This is a genomic window from Pseudomonas sp. KH_021 (genome assembly GCF_057838865.1).
Genome location: NZ_CM174477.1, coordinates 4,867,630 through 4,883,372 on the forward strand (window position 1 = coordinate 4,867,630; position 15,743 = coordinate 4,883,372).

General features: G+C 58.8%; 14 protein-coding genes. 7 read left to right on the top strand and 7 right to left on the bottom strand.

Going from position 1 to position 15,743, the window contains the following annotated elements:
* Positions 1-82: 82 nt before the first annotated feature.
* Complete coding sequence (locus AC3IX4_RS22430) at positions 83-1,423, top strand: aminotransferase-like domain-containing protein (protein ID WP_489261341.1); 1,341 nt, start codon at positions 83-85, stop codon at positions 1,421-1,423.
* A 127-nt stretch (positions 1,424-1,550) separates the two neighbouring features.
* On the opposite strand, the gene AC3IX4_RS22435 is transcribed toward AC3IX4_RS22430, so the two are convergent.
* Complete coding sequence (locus AC3IX4_RS22435) at positions 1,551-1,796, bottom strand: DUF2790 domain-containing protein (protein WP_489257555.1); 246 nt, start codon at positions 1,794-1,796, stop codon at positions 1,551-1,553.
* A 234-nt stretch (positions 1,797-2,030) separates the two neighbouring features.
* Between AC3IX4_RS22435 and AC3IX4_RS22440 the strand changes: the two genes are divergently transcribed.
* Positions 2,031-2,480 carry a GNAT family N-acetyltransferase gene (locus tag AC3IX4_RS22440; protein WP_489257556.1) on the top strand — a complete coding sequence of 150 codons (450 nt, stop codon included), beginning with the start codon at positions 2,031-2,033 and terminating at the stop codon, positions 2,478-2,480.
* Here the strand turns inward: AC3IX4_RS22440 and def are convergent.
* A complete protein-coding gene (gene def, locus AC3IX4_RS22445) occupies positions 2,434-2,973 on the bottom strand; it encodes a peptide deformylase (RefSeq protein WP_489257557.1) in 540 nt (179 codons plus the stop codon). The genes AC3IX4_RS22440 and def overlap by 47 nt on opposite strands.
* On the bottom strand, positions 2,963-3,937 hold the full coding sequence (locus AC3IX4_RS22450) for a YihY/virulence factor BrkB family protein (protein WP_489257558.1): 975 nt from the start codon (positions 3,935-3,937) through the stop codon (positions 2,963-2,965). Before AC3IX4_RS22450 ends, def begins: the two co-directional genes overlap by 11 nt.
* Before the next feature lie 1,872 nt (positions 3,938-5,809).
* On the opposite strand from AC3IX4_RS22450, the gene AC3IX4_RS22455 reads away from it, so the two are divergent.
* Positions 5,810-6,190 carry a hypothetical protein gene (locus AC3IX4_RS22455; protein ID WP_489257559.1) on the top strand — a complete coding sequence of 127 codons (381 nt, stop codon included), beginning with the start codon at positions 5,810-5,812 and terminating at the stop codon, positions 6,188-6,190.
* 1 nt (position 6,191) lies between these two features.
* On the opposite strand, the gene AC3IX4_RS22460 is transcribed toward AC3IX4_RS22455, so the two are convergent.
* Positions 6,192-7,028: a CvfB family protein gene (locus AC3IX4_RS22460; protein ID WP_489257560.1), complete on the bottom strand. Its 837-nt coding sequence runs from the start codon at positions 7,026-7,028 to the stop codon at positions 6,192-6,194.
* 204 nt (positions 7,029-7,232) lie between these two features.
* Here AC3IX4_RS22460 and AC3IX4_RS22465 point away from each other — a divergent pair, with 204 nt between their 5' ends.
* Both AC3IX4_RS22465 and AC3IX4_RS22470 read left to right on the top strand, forming a co-directional pair.
* Positions 7,233-7,952, top strand: a complete 720-nt coding sequence (locus tag AC3IX4_RS22465) for a TorF family putative porin (protein WP_489257561.1) — start codon at positions 7,233-7,235, stop codon at positions 7,950-7,952.
* 76 nt (positions 7,953-8,028) lie between these two features.
* The gene (locus AC3IX4_RS22470) at positions 8,029-8,910 is read left to right on the top strand and encodes a DUF6279 family lipoprotein (protein WP_489257562.1); all 882 of its coding nucleotides are present in this window, start codon (positions 8,029-8,031) and stop codon (positions 8,908-8,910) included.
* Positions 8,911-8,916: 6 nt separating this feature from the next.
* On the opposite strand, the gene aceK is transcribed toward AC3IX4_RS22470, so the two are convergent.
* Positions 8,917-10,638: a bifunctional isocitrate dehydrogenase kinase/phosphatase gene (aceK, locus tag AC3IX4_RS22475; protein WP_489257563.1), complete on the bottom strand. Its 1,722-nt coding sequence runs from the start codon at positions 10,636-10,638 to the stop codon at positions 8,917-8,919.
* Between the two features lie 132 nt (positions 10,639-10,770).
* On the opposite strand from aceK, the gene AC3IX4_RS22480 reads away from it, so the two are divergent.
* The gene (locus AC3IX4_RS22480) at positions 10,771-12,492 is read left to right on the top strand and encodes a leucine-rich repeat domain-containing protein (protein ID WP_489257564.1); all 1,722 of its coding nucleotides are present in this window, start codon (positions 10,771-10,773) and stop codon (positions 12,490-12,492) included.
* Between the two features lie 6 nt (positions 12,493-12,498).
* Here the strand turns inward: AC3IX4_RS22480 and AC3IX4_RS22485 are convergent, their stop codons facing one another.
* Positions 12,499-13,410, bottom strand: a complete 912-nt coding sequence (locus tag AC3IX4_RS22485; RefSeq protein WP_489257565.1) for an SdiA-regulated domain-containing protein — start codon at positions 13,408-13,410, stop codon at positions 12,499-12,501.
* 163 nt (positions 13,411-13,573) lie between these two features.
* Between AC3IX4_RS22485 and AC3IX4_RS22490 the strand changes: the two genes are divergently transcribed.
* Positions 13,574-14,476, top strand: coding sequence for a DMT family transporter (locus tag AC3IX4_RS22490; RefSeq protein WP_489257566.1), 903 nt, complete (start codon positions 13,574-13,576; stop codon positions 14,474-14,476).
* A 283-nt stretch (positions 14,477-14,759) separates the two neighbouring features.
* Here AC3IX4_RS22490 and AC3IX4_RS22495 read toward each other — a convergent pair whose 3' ends face one another.
* Complete coding sequence (locus tag AC3IX4_RS22495; RefSeq protein WP_489257567.1) at positions 14,760-15,698, bottom strand: aspartyl/asparaginyl beta-hydroxylase domain-containing protein; 939 nt, start codon at positions 15,696-15,698, stop codon at positions 14,760-14,762.
* Between the last annotated feature and the right edge of the window lie 45 nt (positions 15,699-15,743).

Here is a 15,743-nt window from a genome sequence, read left to right on the forward strand (position 1 = left end):
ACCGTCTTGCCAGGGAGTTGACCTGATCTTAGGAGCCACGCATTGTATGGGTAAAACCTTATATTGCATGGGCAACAATAAAATGTGGACGCCGGTACTGATCGATTCGCAGCAACCGCGCTACCTCGCCCTGGTGGACGCCATCGCCCGCGCCATCGAATCCGGCGAGTTGAAGGTGGGTGAACGCTTGCCACCGCAGCGGCGGTTGGCCTGGAACCTGGGCCTGAACCCCAGTACCACCATGCAAGCGTATCGCGAGGCGGCACGTCGGCATCTGGTCTCCGGTGAAGTGGGTCGTGGCACTTACGTGTTGGCCGGCAGTAAAGAGGCCACGCTGTTCCGTCTCAAGCACCCCGGCGATCGTCCCAACCTGATTGACCTGTCCACCAATGTGCCGGTCATCGACGACGCCAATACCGATATGACCACCAGCCTTGCCGCACTGGTGCAATCGGGCACCGGGCATCTGCAACACTATTTGTCGGCCCAGGACCTTCTACTTGCCCGCGCACGGGGTGCCGCTTGGCTTTCAACCCGCGGTTTGAATCTGCCCCCTCATCACCTGTTGCTCTGCGCCGGGGCTCAGCAAGGGCTGTTCAGCGCCCTGCTGTCACTGTGCCAACCGGGAGAGCCAGTGCTGGTGGAAGCCTTCACCGCCCCTGGCATCAAGGCTGCCTGCCGACAATTGCGCCTGCCTTTACACGGGGTGGCCATGGACCGCCATGGCATTGTTGCCGAGGACCTGGAGCGCATGGCCCGGGCGACCGGCGCGAAGGTCGTGGTGTTGACGCCCACCCTGCAAAACCCCACCGGGGCCTGCATGAGCGAGCACCGACAGATGGAGGTGGCTGAAGTGGTACGCCAGCATGATTTGCGGGTGATCGAGGACGATGTCTACGGCGCGCTGGCTTCGACGCCCCCGTTGTCGCGTCTGCTTGGCCGGCACGGGTTGCTGGTCACCAGCCTGTCGAAGACCGTTGCACCGGGCTTGCGGATTGGCTGGATGGCGGGCGAGCCGCAAATGCTCGAACGTATTGACCCCCATGCCCAGGCCACTCACTGGGATGTGTCGCCGCTGAGCCTGCACATCGCCAGCCAATGGATCGACGACGGCACGGCCCAGCGCCGGCTGGCCTGGCAAATCGCAGAGATCGAACTGCGCTGGCGGCTGGCCAAAAAAATCCTCGGCCCGGCCTTGGATGACACTGGAGTACCTTCGCCTCACGTGTGGGTCAACTGTGCCACATCGGCCGCCATCGCCACCCAGAGGTGCCGGGAAGCGGAAGTGGAAGTCGTGCCAGCAGAGGTGTTTGCGGTGAAGTCTGGCGAGACCCAGGCGATACGGGTCAGTTTGTCGGCGGCGCCAAACCTTGCAGAACTCAAGGTGGCGCTGGAGCGGATTGCGCAGGTGGTGCGGTGCTGATCGGGCTTGCTCTAATACCTGTAGGAGCCAGCCTTGGCTGCGATGGCATCACCGCAATACCTTAGACAGACCGCGCCGCCTTCATCGCGGTGGTCCGGCATTCCGGTAAACCCTGCTCCTACAGCCATCAACCGTTGGAGCAGCCACTGCCCATCACACGGTATTCCATAGTGTGACGCTGGCCTTGGCTGTCTTCGTAGACCATGCGTGCCGGAACCACTTCACAGACATTGGGGGTCGAGGAAATACTGATCACTTTGGCAACGTCTGGGTTTTGCGAGTAGTCGTATTTTTCGACCTGCGTCGATGGATTACCACCCGCCAGAGCAACAGTGGAAAAACCGATCAGGGCGAGTATCAAGAAACTTTTCATATGGATTGGCCTTTAAAGCAATCGCATCAAGATTGACTTCATTTGCCGAGTGGGGCGGGAAGAAGTTGTCGAGCCATACTGGCCGGACACGAAATACCTTATCCCTGGACGCTATTCTCTTCAGGGACAGTAATAGGGTACAACTTTCTATATTTGGTTAAAGTATCAACACTGACATTCACTGTTACCAATAACGCAACAATATCCCCGCTCCCACCTCAGGACCTTGCCCCCGTGCCACTGCACTTCAGCCTCCTTGACGACCTGCAGTACCCACTGCTGAACAAATTCTACAAAGACCAGGGCTCTTCCATGCGAGCCGTCAAGGGCGCGCAACTGTGGGTGGCTCGCGCGCCGGACATTATCGGCGGGCTGTGCTTGAAAGACGTGCAAGGGGGTTACTGGCTGACGGGCTTGTGGGTCGACCCGGACTGGCGCCAGCAGTCGGTGGCCAGCGCTTTGATCGAGCATGCAGTGCAGTCCTGTCAAACGCCGGTCTGGCTGTTCTGCCATCCCGACCTGTGCGGGTTCTACCAGCGTCTTGGCTTTGCGCAGGCGGGGGATACGATGCCCGCCGTGCTGTTCGAAAAGCTGGTGCGCTATCAGCGCAACAAGGTGCTGATCGCTCTGGAGCGCGTCAGTCGTCCTGCTTTGGATCAAGCCCGGGAAATAATACTTCGGTAAAACCGAACCGGCTGAAATCGGTGATCCGCGAAGGGTACAAGCGGCCGATCAGGTGATCGCACTCATGCTGCACCACCCGGGCATGAAACCCTTCGGCGACCCGTTGAATCGGATTGCCCTTGGGGTCGAAGCCTTCATAGCGAATGCGGGCAAATCGCTCCACCACGCCGCGCAAGCCAGGCACCGACAGGCAACCTTCCCAGCCCTCTTCAAGCTGTGGGCCCAACGGGGTGATCAACGGGTTGAGCAATACGGTTTGTGGCACCGCCTCGGCCTGCGGATAGCGCTCGCTGCGCTCGAAACCAAAGATAACCAGTTGCAGGTCCACGCCAAGTTGCGGCGCTGCCAGGCCCACACCGCCGACGTGCTCCATGGTCTGGAACATGTCGGCAATCAGCTGCTCAAGCTCGGCACTGCCGAACATCGAGGCCGGCACCTCAGGGGCGACCCGCAGCAAACGTTCGTCGCCCATTTTCAGAATTTCACGAATCATGCTTTTCCCTGCTCGGTAATTCGGCATCGGAGGGGATCGAATGATCGCGCCCAAGGCCCGAAACATGATGTTTCTCATGATCGCCGCGGTGTTCGCCGGCAACCTTTTCGCCCGGGTCTTTGCCTTCAGTGGACATATGCTCGATCACTGCGTTCATTTCCGCGCCCAGCAACAATACAGCGGCGGAAATATAAAAATACAGCAACAAGACAATGATGGCGCCGATACTACCGTACATGGCGTTGTAGTCGGCAAAGGTCTTCACGTAATAGCCAAAGCCCAGTGAAGCCAGAATCCAGACCACCACGGCCAAGACTGAACCTGGAGTAATGAAGCGAAATTCCTGTTTGACGTCAGGCATCACGTAATAGATCAATGCCACCGCCACCATCAGCAGAATCACGATAAAAGGCCAGCGCACCACCGTCCAGAGCGTGACGATGATGTCTTCCATACCGATCTGCGACGCCACCCAACTCATCACCTGCGGACCCAGGACCATCAATGCCGCCGCCACCAGCAGCATGCCGGCAATGCCAATGGTGTAGAAAATCGACAACGGAAAGCGCTTCCACACCGGCCGCCCCTCAACCACGTCATAAGCGGCGTTCATCGCACTCATCATCAACCGCACGCCGGCAGACGCTGTCCACAGCGCAATCACGATACCCACCGACAGCAACCCGCCCTTGGACTGTTGCAATTGGTCGATCACAGGGTTCACCTGCTCCAGCGCCTGGGGGGGCAACACCAGTTCCGACTGCAGGCGCAGCCAGGAGAAAAAGTCCGGCAGGTGCAGAAAGCCGATCAAGGCAATCAGAAACAGCAAGAAAGGGAACAGCGAGAACAGCATCTGGTAGGCCAGTGCCGAGGCATAGGTCGACATCTCGTCTTCCATGAACTCGTGCACTGTTCTGTACAGCACCCGCCCCAGCGGCAGTCCACGCAAGTCAGGAAAAATCATAGCGTCTCCTTTCGCCGCTAACCAAAGGTGCCCAGTCGCACCGCAAGCGCAGGTTTTACAACAAAGTAGCCGAATTGACGACCGCACAATGCCTTTTCGGCCTGCCGGACAACCTGCTGGGCTTCCCTTGAGCTCTTGGCCGACACCTTCCCCTGTAGGAGCAGAGCTTGCTCGCGATGAACGCACCGCGGTCTGTCTGCTGTATTGCGGTGAGGCCATCGCGAGCAAGCTCTGCTCCTACATTGGTTGCAACGTGCCATGGCCTGTGAGATTGGCGTTGCCAGCCACGCGCAATCGCGCAATCCCCACCGAACCCACAAAAATCAAAAGCCGAACCACCAAGGCTAACAACGCCGATCTCACAGAAAATGGCACGTTGCAACCAATGTAGGAGCCGGCTTCAGCCGCGATGCGCCGCGCGGGCGGCGCTCGATTTACGCAACAGCACAAAACCCAAGGCAAGCGCCTGGAAGCCTTGATGCGGCCTTCCTCCCTTCATTCTCAGGGTGAACCGCAGAGTGCCTGGCAACAGATCGCATGAGCCCCACTAGGTGCCCGCCTTGGTTGTTCCTTTGTTCTTGAGATCGAGCGCCGCCCGCGCGGCGCATCGCGGCTAAAGCCCGCTCCTACATTGGTTGCAACGTGCCATGGCCTGTGAGATTGGCGTTGCCAGCCACGCGCAATCGCGCAATCCCCACCGAACCCACAAAAATCAAAAGCCGAACCACCAAGGCTAACAACGCCGATCTGACAGAAAATGGCACGTTGCAACCAATGTAGGAGCCGGCTTTAGCCGCGATGCGCCGCGCGGGCGGCGCTCGATTTGGGCAACAGCGCAAAACCCAAGGCAAGCGCCTGGAAGCCTTGATACGGCCTTCCTCCCTTCATTCTCAGGGTGAACCGCAGAGTGCCTGGCAACAGATCGCATGAGCCCCACTAGGTGCCTGCCTTGGTTTTTCCTTTGTTTTTGAGATCGAGCGCCGCCCGCGCGGCGCATCGCGACCAAGGTCTGCTCCTACATTTGTTGCAACGTGCCATGGCCTGTGAGATTGGCATTGCCAGCCACGCGCAATCCCCACCGAACCCACAAAAATCAAAAGCCGAACCACCAAGGCTAACAACGCCAACCCCACAGGCCATGGCAGTGAGATTGGCGTTGCCAGCCACGCGCAATCCCCACCGAACCCACAAAAATCAAAAGCCGAACCACCAAGGCTAACAACGCCGATCCCACAGAAAATGGCACGTTGCAACCAATGTAGGAGCAGACCTTGGTCGCGATGCGCCGCGCGGGCGGCGCTCGATTTGGGCAACAGCGCAAAACCCAATGCAAGCGCCTGGAAGCCTTGATACGGCCTTCCTCCCTTCATTCTCAGGGTGAACCGCAGAGTGCCTGGCAACAGATCGCATGAGCCCCACGAGGTGCCCGCCTTGGTTGTTCCTTTGTTCTTGAGATCGAGCGCCGCCCGCGCGGCGCATCGCCGGCTAAAGCCGGCTCCCACATTGGTTGCAACGTGCCATGGCCTGTGAGAGTGGAGTTGTCAGCCACGCGCAATCGCGCAATCCCCACCGAACCCACAAAAATCAAAAGCCGAACCACCAAGGCTAACAACCCCTACCCCACAGGCCATGGCACGTTGCAAAAAATGTGGGAGCCGGCTTCAGCCGGCGATGCGCCGCGCGGGCGGCGCTCGATTTGGGCAACAGCGCAAAACCCAAGGCAAGCAGAGGCCCAACTGATCACCATCAGGGCAAGCCCGCTCACACATAAGCGATTCTGGCTAAAACTTCAGCTTTATGTTTGCCCCGCCAACCACCAAAATAGCCGCCATCTTTGACGCTGTGCCGAAGATTCACATCGGTAGGAACCCTATGAAACTCGACAAACCCCAGGCCATCGCGCGCCGTAACAAAGAACTCGGCGGCGCTGTGCTGGGTGTGAACAACTGCCAATTCGACCTGCTGGACGCCAAGCGCAATATCTGGTGGTTCGATATCCCGGTCTCGCGTATCCAGGTCGGCCAGTACGAATGGATTCACCTGTTGCTGAGCAACCCGGCAACTGACCAGCTGCTGCACCTGAAGGTGACCACCGCCTTTTTGCGGGAAAATATTGAAGGGCTGACGGTGCGTAACGCCGGCAAGCGCAAATCGACCATCAGCCTGGAACTGAGCGCCGATCGCGACGCCTGGCTCAAGGACGTGCGCCCGACCGGTGCCAGCCTGTCGTTCGCTCAGTTCCTGCAGGCCTGATTCAGGCCAGTTCGATGCGGTCGGCGTGGATGATCAGCTTGCCATCCTTGTAGAGCGCGCCGATCGCTTTCTTGAAGTTGCCCTTGCTGACCCCGAACAGGTCGCTGATCACTTGCGGATCGCTCTTGTCGCTGACCGCCAGCACGCCGTTGTTGGCCTTGAGCTTGTCGATGATCTTGTCGTGCAGGCTGCCAACAGCGGCCTGGCCGATGGGCTGCAGGCTCAGGGCAATCTTGCCGTCGCTGCGCAGCTCCTTGATATAGCCCTTCTCTTGCTTGCCCGAACGCAGGAACTTGAACACTTCGTTCTTGTGGATCAGGCCCCAATGTTTGTTATTGATGATCGCCTTGAAGCCCATGGGCGTCTCTTCGGCCACCAGCAAGTCGACCTCTTCACCGACCTTGTAGTGGGCTGGCACCTTGTCCAGGTAGCGATCCAGTCGCGCCGTGGCGGTGATGCGACGGGTGCGCTTGTCGATATAGGCATGCACCACGCAGTACTCGCCGGCCTTCATCTGGCGCTTTTCTTCGGAGTACGGCAGCAGCAGGTCCTTGGGCAGGCCCCAATCCAGGAAGATGCCGATGCTGTTGATCTCGATGACCTTGAGGCTGGCGAACTCACCGACCTGCAGCTTGGGCTTTTCGGTGGTGGCGATCAGTTTGTCTTCGCTGTCCAGGTAGATGAACACATTCAGCCAGTCCTCGACCTCGGTGGGCGTGTCCTTGGGAATGTAGCGATTGGGCAGCAAAATCTCGCCGTCCGCACCGCCATCCAGGTACAGACCGAAGTCCGTGTGTTTCACCACTTGCAAACTGTTGTAACGCCCAACTAAAGCCATGTCCGAAATCCTCAAAGCGAGGCCGGCATTCTACACCCGAACCGTCCCGGCCGCCCGGTTGCCGAGCCAAGGCCTGCGGCGTATCGAGAAAGATTCTTTGCAAGCGACGAACGGTAGCGAGCCCAGGCGCATCACCGGTATTCTTGGATAGCTCTGGATCAAGGCTTTGCGCCTTGCTCTCGTTCATCGAAGCTGGATGGATTCATGCTCAAACACCACTGGTTGCTGATCGTCGGACTGTTGTTCCACCCGCCCGCCCCTGCACAACTGTTGCAGCGCGAGCTGGGCAACTACGACCTCTCGCTCGGCACCACGCCTTCGCGCAGCATGGCCCAGGGGCTGATCAAGCCCACCGCGGTAGGCTCTTTCCATGGCGGCCTGGACCTGGCCCACGACAGCGGCTGGTACGTCGGCCAATGGGCGCCCAGCATGGGCCTGAGCCCCTCCTCCACGCTGGAAATTGACTCCTACGTAGGCTTCAAGCAGCCGTTCGACAGCACCCTGGGCTATGAAGTGGGCATGATCCACTACAGCTACCCGGACCTGCGTGATGCCGACAGCCAGGCGGTGTATGCGGGTTTGAACCTGTTGGGCAACCGTTTCGGTGCAGCCTTCAGTGATGACAGCAGCCGGCGCACCAGCACCCTGTTCACTGATCTTGGCGGCCTCTCGCTGCTGAATCTGGACTTAAGCATGACGGTCACCCACCACCAACTCGGCACGCCGTTCTCCATCGGCAATGGCGAAGAAGTTCGCGCCTTCAACGACTGGACATTTCAAATATCCAGGCCATGGATGGGCATCGACTTGAACCTGATCTACAGCGGTTCGTCCCTGAATGCCGAAGGCTGCCAGGCCTGGGTGGGCCAAGACCCGCAGTGCAGCGGCATGCTCACCCTCAAGGCTGAACGCGCGTTTTTCTGATGCGTTTATCCGCGCAGGAACCCCGGCGCCCAGGCTTGTTCTATAAAGACAAGCAAGCCTCTGAAAGGACTCGCTCATGTGCGCCCGCCTTTACGCCTACCTGCGTCTGTTGCTGATCGCCACCCTGCTGGGGCTGATGCTACTGTCCTGTACGCGCGTCGATCTAGCCTATCGCAACCTCGACCGCTTGATCCCCTGGTCGCTCAGCGATTACCTGGCCATGAACAGCGAACAAAAAGACTGGCTCAACGAGCGTCTCAAGGCCCACCTGAGCTGGCATTGCCGCACGCAGTTGCCAGGCTATCTCAGTTGGCTCGACCAAGTGCGCACCATGGTGACGAACAATCAAGTCACCGATCAACAATTGCAGGCGCGCACCGCCGAAGCCAAACAGGCCATCGCCCGAGTGGCCGAAACGATTACGCCCTCGGCGGTTGAGTTGCTGCGCGGGCTGGATGACCAACAAGTGGCTGAAATGCGTCAGGCGTTCACCGACGATGTGCGCAAGCGCCAGGAGAAGTTTCTAAAGACACCCTTGGATAATCAGATCAAGAATCGCGCCAGCCGCATGGAAAAACGCCTGACCCCTTGGTTGGGTGAATTGAACAGTGCCCAGCAGCAGCGCATCCTGGCCTGGTCACAGTCGCTGGGCGAGCAGAACCGTCAGTCAATCGACAACCGCGCCCATTGGCAGGCGCAATTCACCCGCGCGCTGGAGCAACGCCAGAGCCCGGAATTCCCCCGCCGAATGGTCATACTGCTGCGCGACCGCGAAAGCCTCTGGACCCCGCAATACCGTATGGCCTACAACCGCACCGAGGCGGCTACGCGCAGCCTGCTGGTAGACCTGATGCAGGAAAGCACACCATCACAACGCCAACTGCTGGAGCAGAAACTGGCCGATGTTCGCCAGGATGTCAGTGAGCTGAAATGCCTCAAAACCATCAGCCAATCCTAAGCGGCGTCACTCCTCCCGAGCCTTGCGCCGATACGGAAACACATCGATGACCTTCCCTGCACGTATCGCCGCCTGCAGGCCTTTCCAGTAGTCAGCGTCGTAGAGTTCACCGTGCAACTGGTTGAACAGCTTGCGCTGGCCACTGTCGGCAAACAGAAACGGTGGAAACTCTTCAGGAAATACATCCAGCGGGCCAATCGAATACCAGGGCTCGCTGGCCATCTCATCCTCGGGGTAGCGCGGCGGCGGGATCTTGCGAAAGTTGGCTTCGGTCAGGTAACAAATCTCGTCGTAGTCATAGAACACCACCCGACCGTGACGGGTGACACCAAAGTTTTTCAGCAGCATGTCACCGGGGAAAATATTCGCCGCTGCCAGTTGCTTGATCGCCAGGCCATAGTCCTGCAGCGCCTCGCGCACCTGATCGTCGCTGGCGTTTTCCAGGTACAGGTTCAACGGGGTCATGCGCCGTTCGGTCCAGCAGTGGCGAATCAAGACGGTATCGCCTTCCAATTCCACCGTCGACGACGCGACTTCCAGCAACTCGGCCAAACACTCGGGTTCGAACTTGGCCAACGGGAAGCGGAAATCCGAAAACTCCTGGGTATCAGCCATGCGCCCCACCCGGTCAACGCTTTTGACCAGCCGGTATTTTTCGATGACCGTGAACCGGTCGACGTTCTTGGACGGCGAGAAGCGGTCCTTGATGATCTTGAATACCGTATTGAAGCCCGGCAGCGTAAACACGCTCATCACCATGCCGCGCACCCCTGGCGCCATGATGAAACGGTCATCGGTGTTGGCCAGGTGGTTGATCAAAGCCCGGTAGAACTCCGATTTGCCGTGCTTGTAGAAGCCTATCGATGTGTAGAGCTCGGCAATGTGCTTGCCCGGCAGAATGCGCTTGAGAAAGCCCACGAATTCGGCCGGCACCGCAATCTGGACCATGAAATAGGAACGGGTGAACGAAAAAATGATCGAGACATCCGCCTCGTCGGTGATCAACGCATCGATCTGGATACCCTGGCCTTCACGGTGCAGCAGTGGAATCACCAGCGGCCACTGCTCTTCCCGGGTAAAGATCCGCCCCACCAGATAGGCGCCCTTGTTGCGGTAGAGCACTGATGAAAACAATTCGACCTGCAACTCAGGATCCTTGCACACCCAATCGGGCAGGTTCTCCCGCAGTTCGCCCTCCAGTCGACGCAGATCCCCGTCCAGATCGGCATAGGCCGCATCGAAGCAATAGTCGGCGAAAATCGCCTTGAGCATCCTCGCCAAGGCACCCTCAGGCTTATACAGACGCGTTTGCGCGACACGCTCATGAGCGCGAAGGGACGGTCGTGTGGTGTGAATGAACATGCAGCCATCACTGATCAGGTCATGGCTGAACAGCGCGCAGAAGATCGAGTTGTACCAGGTTTCGGACAGTTCATCGTCCAGCCGCGGGTCGATCAGGGTGATATAGGCGCTTTTGACCAAGGGCCACAGCGTTACATCCAATAGCACCTGGGGTTCGAATGCATCGCGCAACCAACCGCTGACCTGATTGACCTTTTCCTCATACAAATTGATTCGCGCTGCAGAAGCGTGCTGAGCCTCTTGCCACTGAGCACGCTCGAACCGTTCCCGAGCGCCATCGGTGATCTGGCGAAAATACTCACGGTAATCGTCAAAGCCCTCGAGGATGGTACGGGCGATATCGGCGGCGGGCCATTGCTGGGGCATGGTGAGACCTCTGCGGGCTTTCGAGAGGCTTGAGCTTAGCCAGTCGCGTGAAACACGAACACCCCTAAATAACTACCACCGAGTGATCCTGCCAATCGCGTTTCCTGCAGGCCTTAGCCACAGGAGTCAACCATGAACCACCACGATGCCCCTTCCCCGCACGCACTAGCCCTCATCGATCGTTACCGTGCGCTATATCCGCGTGCCAGCGAGCAGCAAGCGCTGACTGCTGTCCATGGCTGGAACAACCCCGAACACGCACTGAGCGTGCTTGAAGAAGCGTTGATACGACTGCGCAACGAACTCAATGCCTGGGACGCACCAGGCCCAATGGCCCGTGAACGCATCATCGACGCCTGGCGCAGAATCTCAACGCGTGAACTCTCCGATGGGCAGACCTTGGTGACTCTGGACTTCGATGACCAGATGCTGACGTCACAAAGCCTGGCGAATTTTCCAGCCCTGACGGTCTCGCTGGCCCATGTCCAGGAGCTGTCGTTGATCAGTAACCCATTGGCCGACATACCGGATGCCTTCATCCGGCACTTCCCCGACCTTCGTCGGTTCATTGCCCAGGATTGTGAGCTGAGTACGATTCCCGCCAACCTGAACCCGAACCTGTTCCTGCTCGATCTCTCGGACAATCGGATTGTCTGGAACGACACCGCCCAGGCGACGTTACAAACCTATTCGCAGCTGACTGCCCTGGTATTGTCAAACAACTCATTGCAGGTGGCGCCTGACCTCACTGCCCTCCCCTTGCTGGGAGGGGTCGATCTTTCCAACAATGACTTGACCTCTCTGCCCAGAGGCCTCCCTTTGCTGTCGCGCGCGGAAGTGATTGACCTGTCGTCCAACCAACTGACCACTCTCCCCGTGGGATTCATGGTCCCGCCTGCGGTGGGCCAGGCGCTGAACCTTGAAGACAACCCGTTCACTCCCGCCACCCTGACCCGGATCGACCATTACTACACCACCCATGGAATCGATCTGATGGTGGCGCAACAGGAATATCGCCACTTGCTCGACCCCGCCAGCGATAGCCAACGCCAATGTTGGCTTCAGTTGTGCTCAACCATGCCACTGACCTTTATCCGTGCCCAACGCTATATCATCGAGACCATCGATTACCGAATCGCGCCACAAACGACACTGCGGCGATTCTGGCATTTGCTGGAGTGGCTCAATCAGGATCCAGCCTTGCGCGAACGCGCCATCGAGCGCGCTCATCAATCAGTGTTGTTACTGGAGCCTGCCGCCGAGATCGCCCGTGCCCTGGCCGCGCCCACTGCGCGCTTGCAAACCGAACAACTGCTCGAGGTTGCCGTTAACCGCGTCCGTTGCAGCGTTATCACCGATGCGCTGTTCGCGCTGATCCCCGCTTTGAATGACGACGTTTTCGAGCCCCTTTACCAATGGACATTGCGCGCGGTGGCGACAGAGCAGGTCATTCCTTTGCCGCAGGCACCCAGGGATGAGGAGCTAGTGTTTCTCGATGCGGCCGTCAACGAACTGCCCTTGCTGAGCAGCCAATGGATGGAAGCCCTTCACACTCGATTGGAAAACCTCAACCCAGCTACGAGCAGTGGCTTGGACGCCCTGTTGGCGCGTGATGAAAATGATCGGTATGAACATGCTTTCTGGATCGAGCGCTTAGAGCAGCGCTACTCAGAACGCTTTGCTCAATCGCGGGTGCTCCTGGACCAGGAACTGGAAAATGCGCAACGCAACCTTCCCGAAGGCGAACTGATCGTTCGGGCCGAGCAATTGCGAGACCTGTTCGAACAGCAGACCGACGAGCTGCTGAGGACGCTTAGCCGAAACATTTGGGCAGGAACCATCGAGTATTGGTAAGGCTGTCTAACCCTTGAATCGATAAAACAGGTTCGGCTCGCTCAGCACATACACATTCCCCACCTCATCCATCGCCACCCCTTCGGCCTGCGGCACATCAGCTTTAAGCCCATGGCGGCCGGCGCGAAGGGTCAGGGTACTGACCGGACGGCCTTGGGTGTCGAGTTCGATCAGCACCTTGGACTCGTCCGACAGCGCCAGCAAATGCTGGGACGCAACGTCATACCAGAGGCTGGAAAGGTCAGTCAGGAACAAACCCTCATCGCGCGAAGAATCGCTGGCGACGTCCAGGCCCGAGGCTTCGGTGCGCGCTGCAAAAAAACCGCTGATTTCCAAGATACGGACGGGATCTTTTTCCTTGGACACGAACAGGCGCTGATGCACCGGATCATAGGCCAGGCCTTCGAAGCCCTTGTTTTCGGTGTCCTGCTCACCCAGGATCACCTGGCGAGCGTTGACGGGGTCGGCACTATCGATGGCTTTGGTATCAGGCCCTACATGGATTTCAGTCAGGCGCCTGCGCCGCTCTTCTACCACCACGTAGGTGCCGGGGCGGATGTACTCGATGGCTTCCGGGTCTTCGAAACCGATCATCGGAATACTGCGCAACAACTGGCCGTCCAGAGACAGCTCGACGAACTGAGGATTCTGGTTGGTCAAACTGACCAGGGTGCGGCGCTCACGGTCAAACGACAGCGCCGACAGATTTTCGAAACCGGTCAACGGCAAAGCCTGGATATCGGCCTTGTAACGCGCCAGTTTCACCCCTGCGACAGGGGTGTGCTCAACTCGCTCACGTTGCACCCAGTCAAACCAGATGCGCTCATACACACGCTGTTGCTGAGCATTGACGGCCATCACCAGCGCAGCGATCCCCATGCACCACCAAAGCCCCTTGAGAGAAAGCGCCCGCTTCATATTGTTTGCTCGATTGCGAAGATCAACGAGCAGCGTAACGAGCCAAGAGTGATTTTTAATGACGCGGGCTGCTGGGCTTCGGATTCAACCGCAAGAAAGCGCAAGAATCCATTCAGCGCCATGCCGTAAACTCACGCCCTGCCCCAAGGATCTGGAGTCCATCGTGAGCCCCACCTCGCTGTTTCGTCTGTTATTGCTTGCCGCTGTCTGGGGCGCGAGCTTTTTGTTCATGCGTATTATTGCGCCCGAAATCGGCACGATACCGACCGCCTTCTTTCGCGTGTCCATCGCCGCGCTCGGGTTGCTGGTGACTCTGGCGCTGATGCGGATCGACTGGAATTTTCGCGGCAAGTTCGGCGCCTGCCTGCTGCTGGGAATGATCAATTCGGGCATTCCGGCAACGATGTATTCGGTCGCAGCCCAGGTGTTGCCGGCCGGCTATTCGGCGATCTTCAATGCCACCACGCCCTTGATGGGCGTATTGATAGGCGCCTTGATGTTTCGTGAGCCCATGACGCTCACCAAGTTGAGTGGCATATTCCTGGGCTTGCTGGGTGTCGCGGTGCTCAGTGGCGCGGGGCCGGTGGCGTTTGATGCGCAGTTGATCGGCGGTGCGCTGGCGTGTCTTGCCGCCACCGCCTGTTATGGCCTGGCGGGTTTTCTGGCACGACGCTGGCTGGATCACCAAGGCGGCCTGGACAGCCGATTATCAGCGCTGGGCAGCATGCTCGGTGCCACACTCCTGCTGGTGCCGCTGTTCGGCTACAGCGCCCTCACCCATCCACCTGCCAGCTGGGGTGGCTGGAAAGTCTGGGCTTCCCTGTTGGGGCTTGGGCTGGTGTGTACCGCGTTTGCGTACATCCTGTACTTTCGCCTGCTCAGCGAAATCGGCCCGATCAAGGCCTCCACCGTGACCTTCATGATTCCGATCTTCGGGGTGCTCTGGGGCGCCTGGCTGCTCGACGAGCCGCTGTCGATGGGCCACCTGTATGGCGGCGTGCTGATCGCCCTGGCGCTGTGGCTGGTGCTCAAGCCAGCAGCGGTAGCCACCCCCGTTGCCCGGTAGGAGCCGGGTTTACCCGCGAGAGGCCATGCCTGATACACCGCGGTGGCTTCATCGCTGGCAAGCCATGCTCCTACCAACGCGTGCCACCGCCGACCAGTTGCAGGAGCCGAGCTTGCTCGCGAGAGGCCATGCCTGATACACCGCGGTGGCTTCATCGCTGGCAAGCCATGCTCCTGCCAACGCGTGCCACCGCCGACCAGTTGCAGGAGCCGAGCTTGCTCGCGAGAGGCCATGCCTGATACACCGCGTCGTCTGCATCGCGGGTGAACCCGGCTCCTACATCTCAGCCGAACAACCAGCGACCGAGCACGTACAGGACCAGCACCGCCAGCACGGGGCGCAGAATGCGATACAGCTTGGGGTTGGCGCGCTTGAACTGCTTGACCTGGCCGCTGATGCTGTTGCTGAAGTTCTTGCTCCAGGCATAGGCCTGGTTGATACCGCCAACGCGCTCGTCGTCCAGGTTTTGCGGCGCCGTGGCGCGCCCGAGAAAGGCACTGACACGGCGGTTGACGTGGGTCATGAAGCTGCTGTTCAACGGCCGTTCGATGTCGCAGAACAAGATGACGCGGGTGTGTTCGGTTTCGTTCTTGACCCAGTGCACATAGGTTTCGTCGAACATCACGTCTTCACCATCGCGCCAGGCGTAGACCTGGCCGTCGACGTAGATGCGGCAATCGTCAGAGTTGGGCGTGGAGAGCCCCAAGTGGTAGCGCAGGGAACCGGCAAAGGGATCGCGGTGCGGGTTCAGGTGGCTGCCACCGGGCAGCAACGCAAACATGGCGCCCTTGACGTTGGGAATACGGCTGACCAGCTCGACGGTCCTGGGGCACAACAGGTTGGCCGATGGAAGGGGTTTGTCGTACCACTTAAGGTAAAAGCGCTTCCAGCCTTTCTTGAAGAACGATCCGAAACCGGCGTCGTTGTTCTTCTCTGCCGCACGAATATAGCCTTCGTCAAACAGGTGCATGGCCTCTTCGCGAATGACTTCCCAATTGTCCTTGAGCACGTCCAGCTCGGGGAATTTGCTGCGATCCAGATAGGGTTTGGAGGGCACGCCCGAGAACAGGTACATCAAAGCGTTGTAAGGCGCAAACAAGGCGGAATGGTTGACAAACTGGCGCAGCAGCGGCAAACGCGCCTTGCCGCGCAGATGCACATAAAGGGTACTACCCAAAAACACCAGTAATACCGAAGCCTTGGCGACAAACGAAAAGGTCATGCACCGACATCCTTGGCTGAGCAATTGGCCATGATAAACCGATCC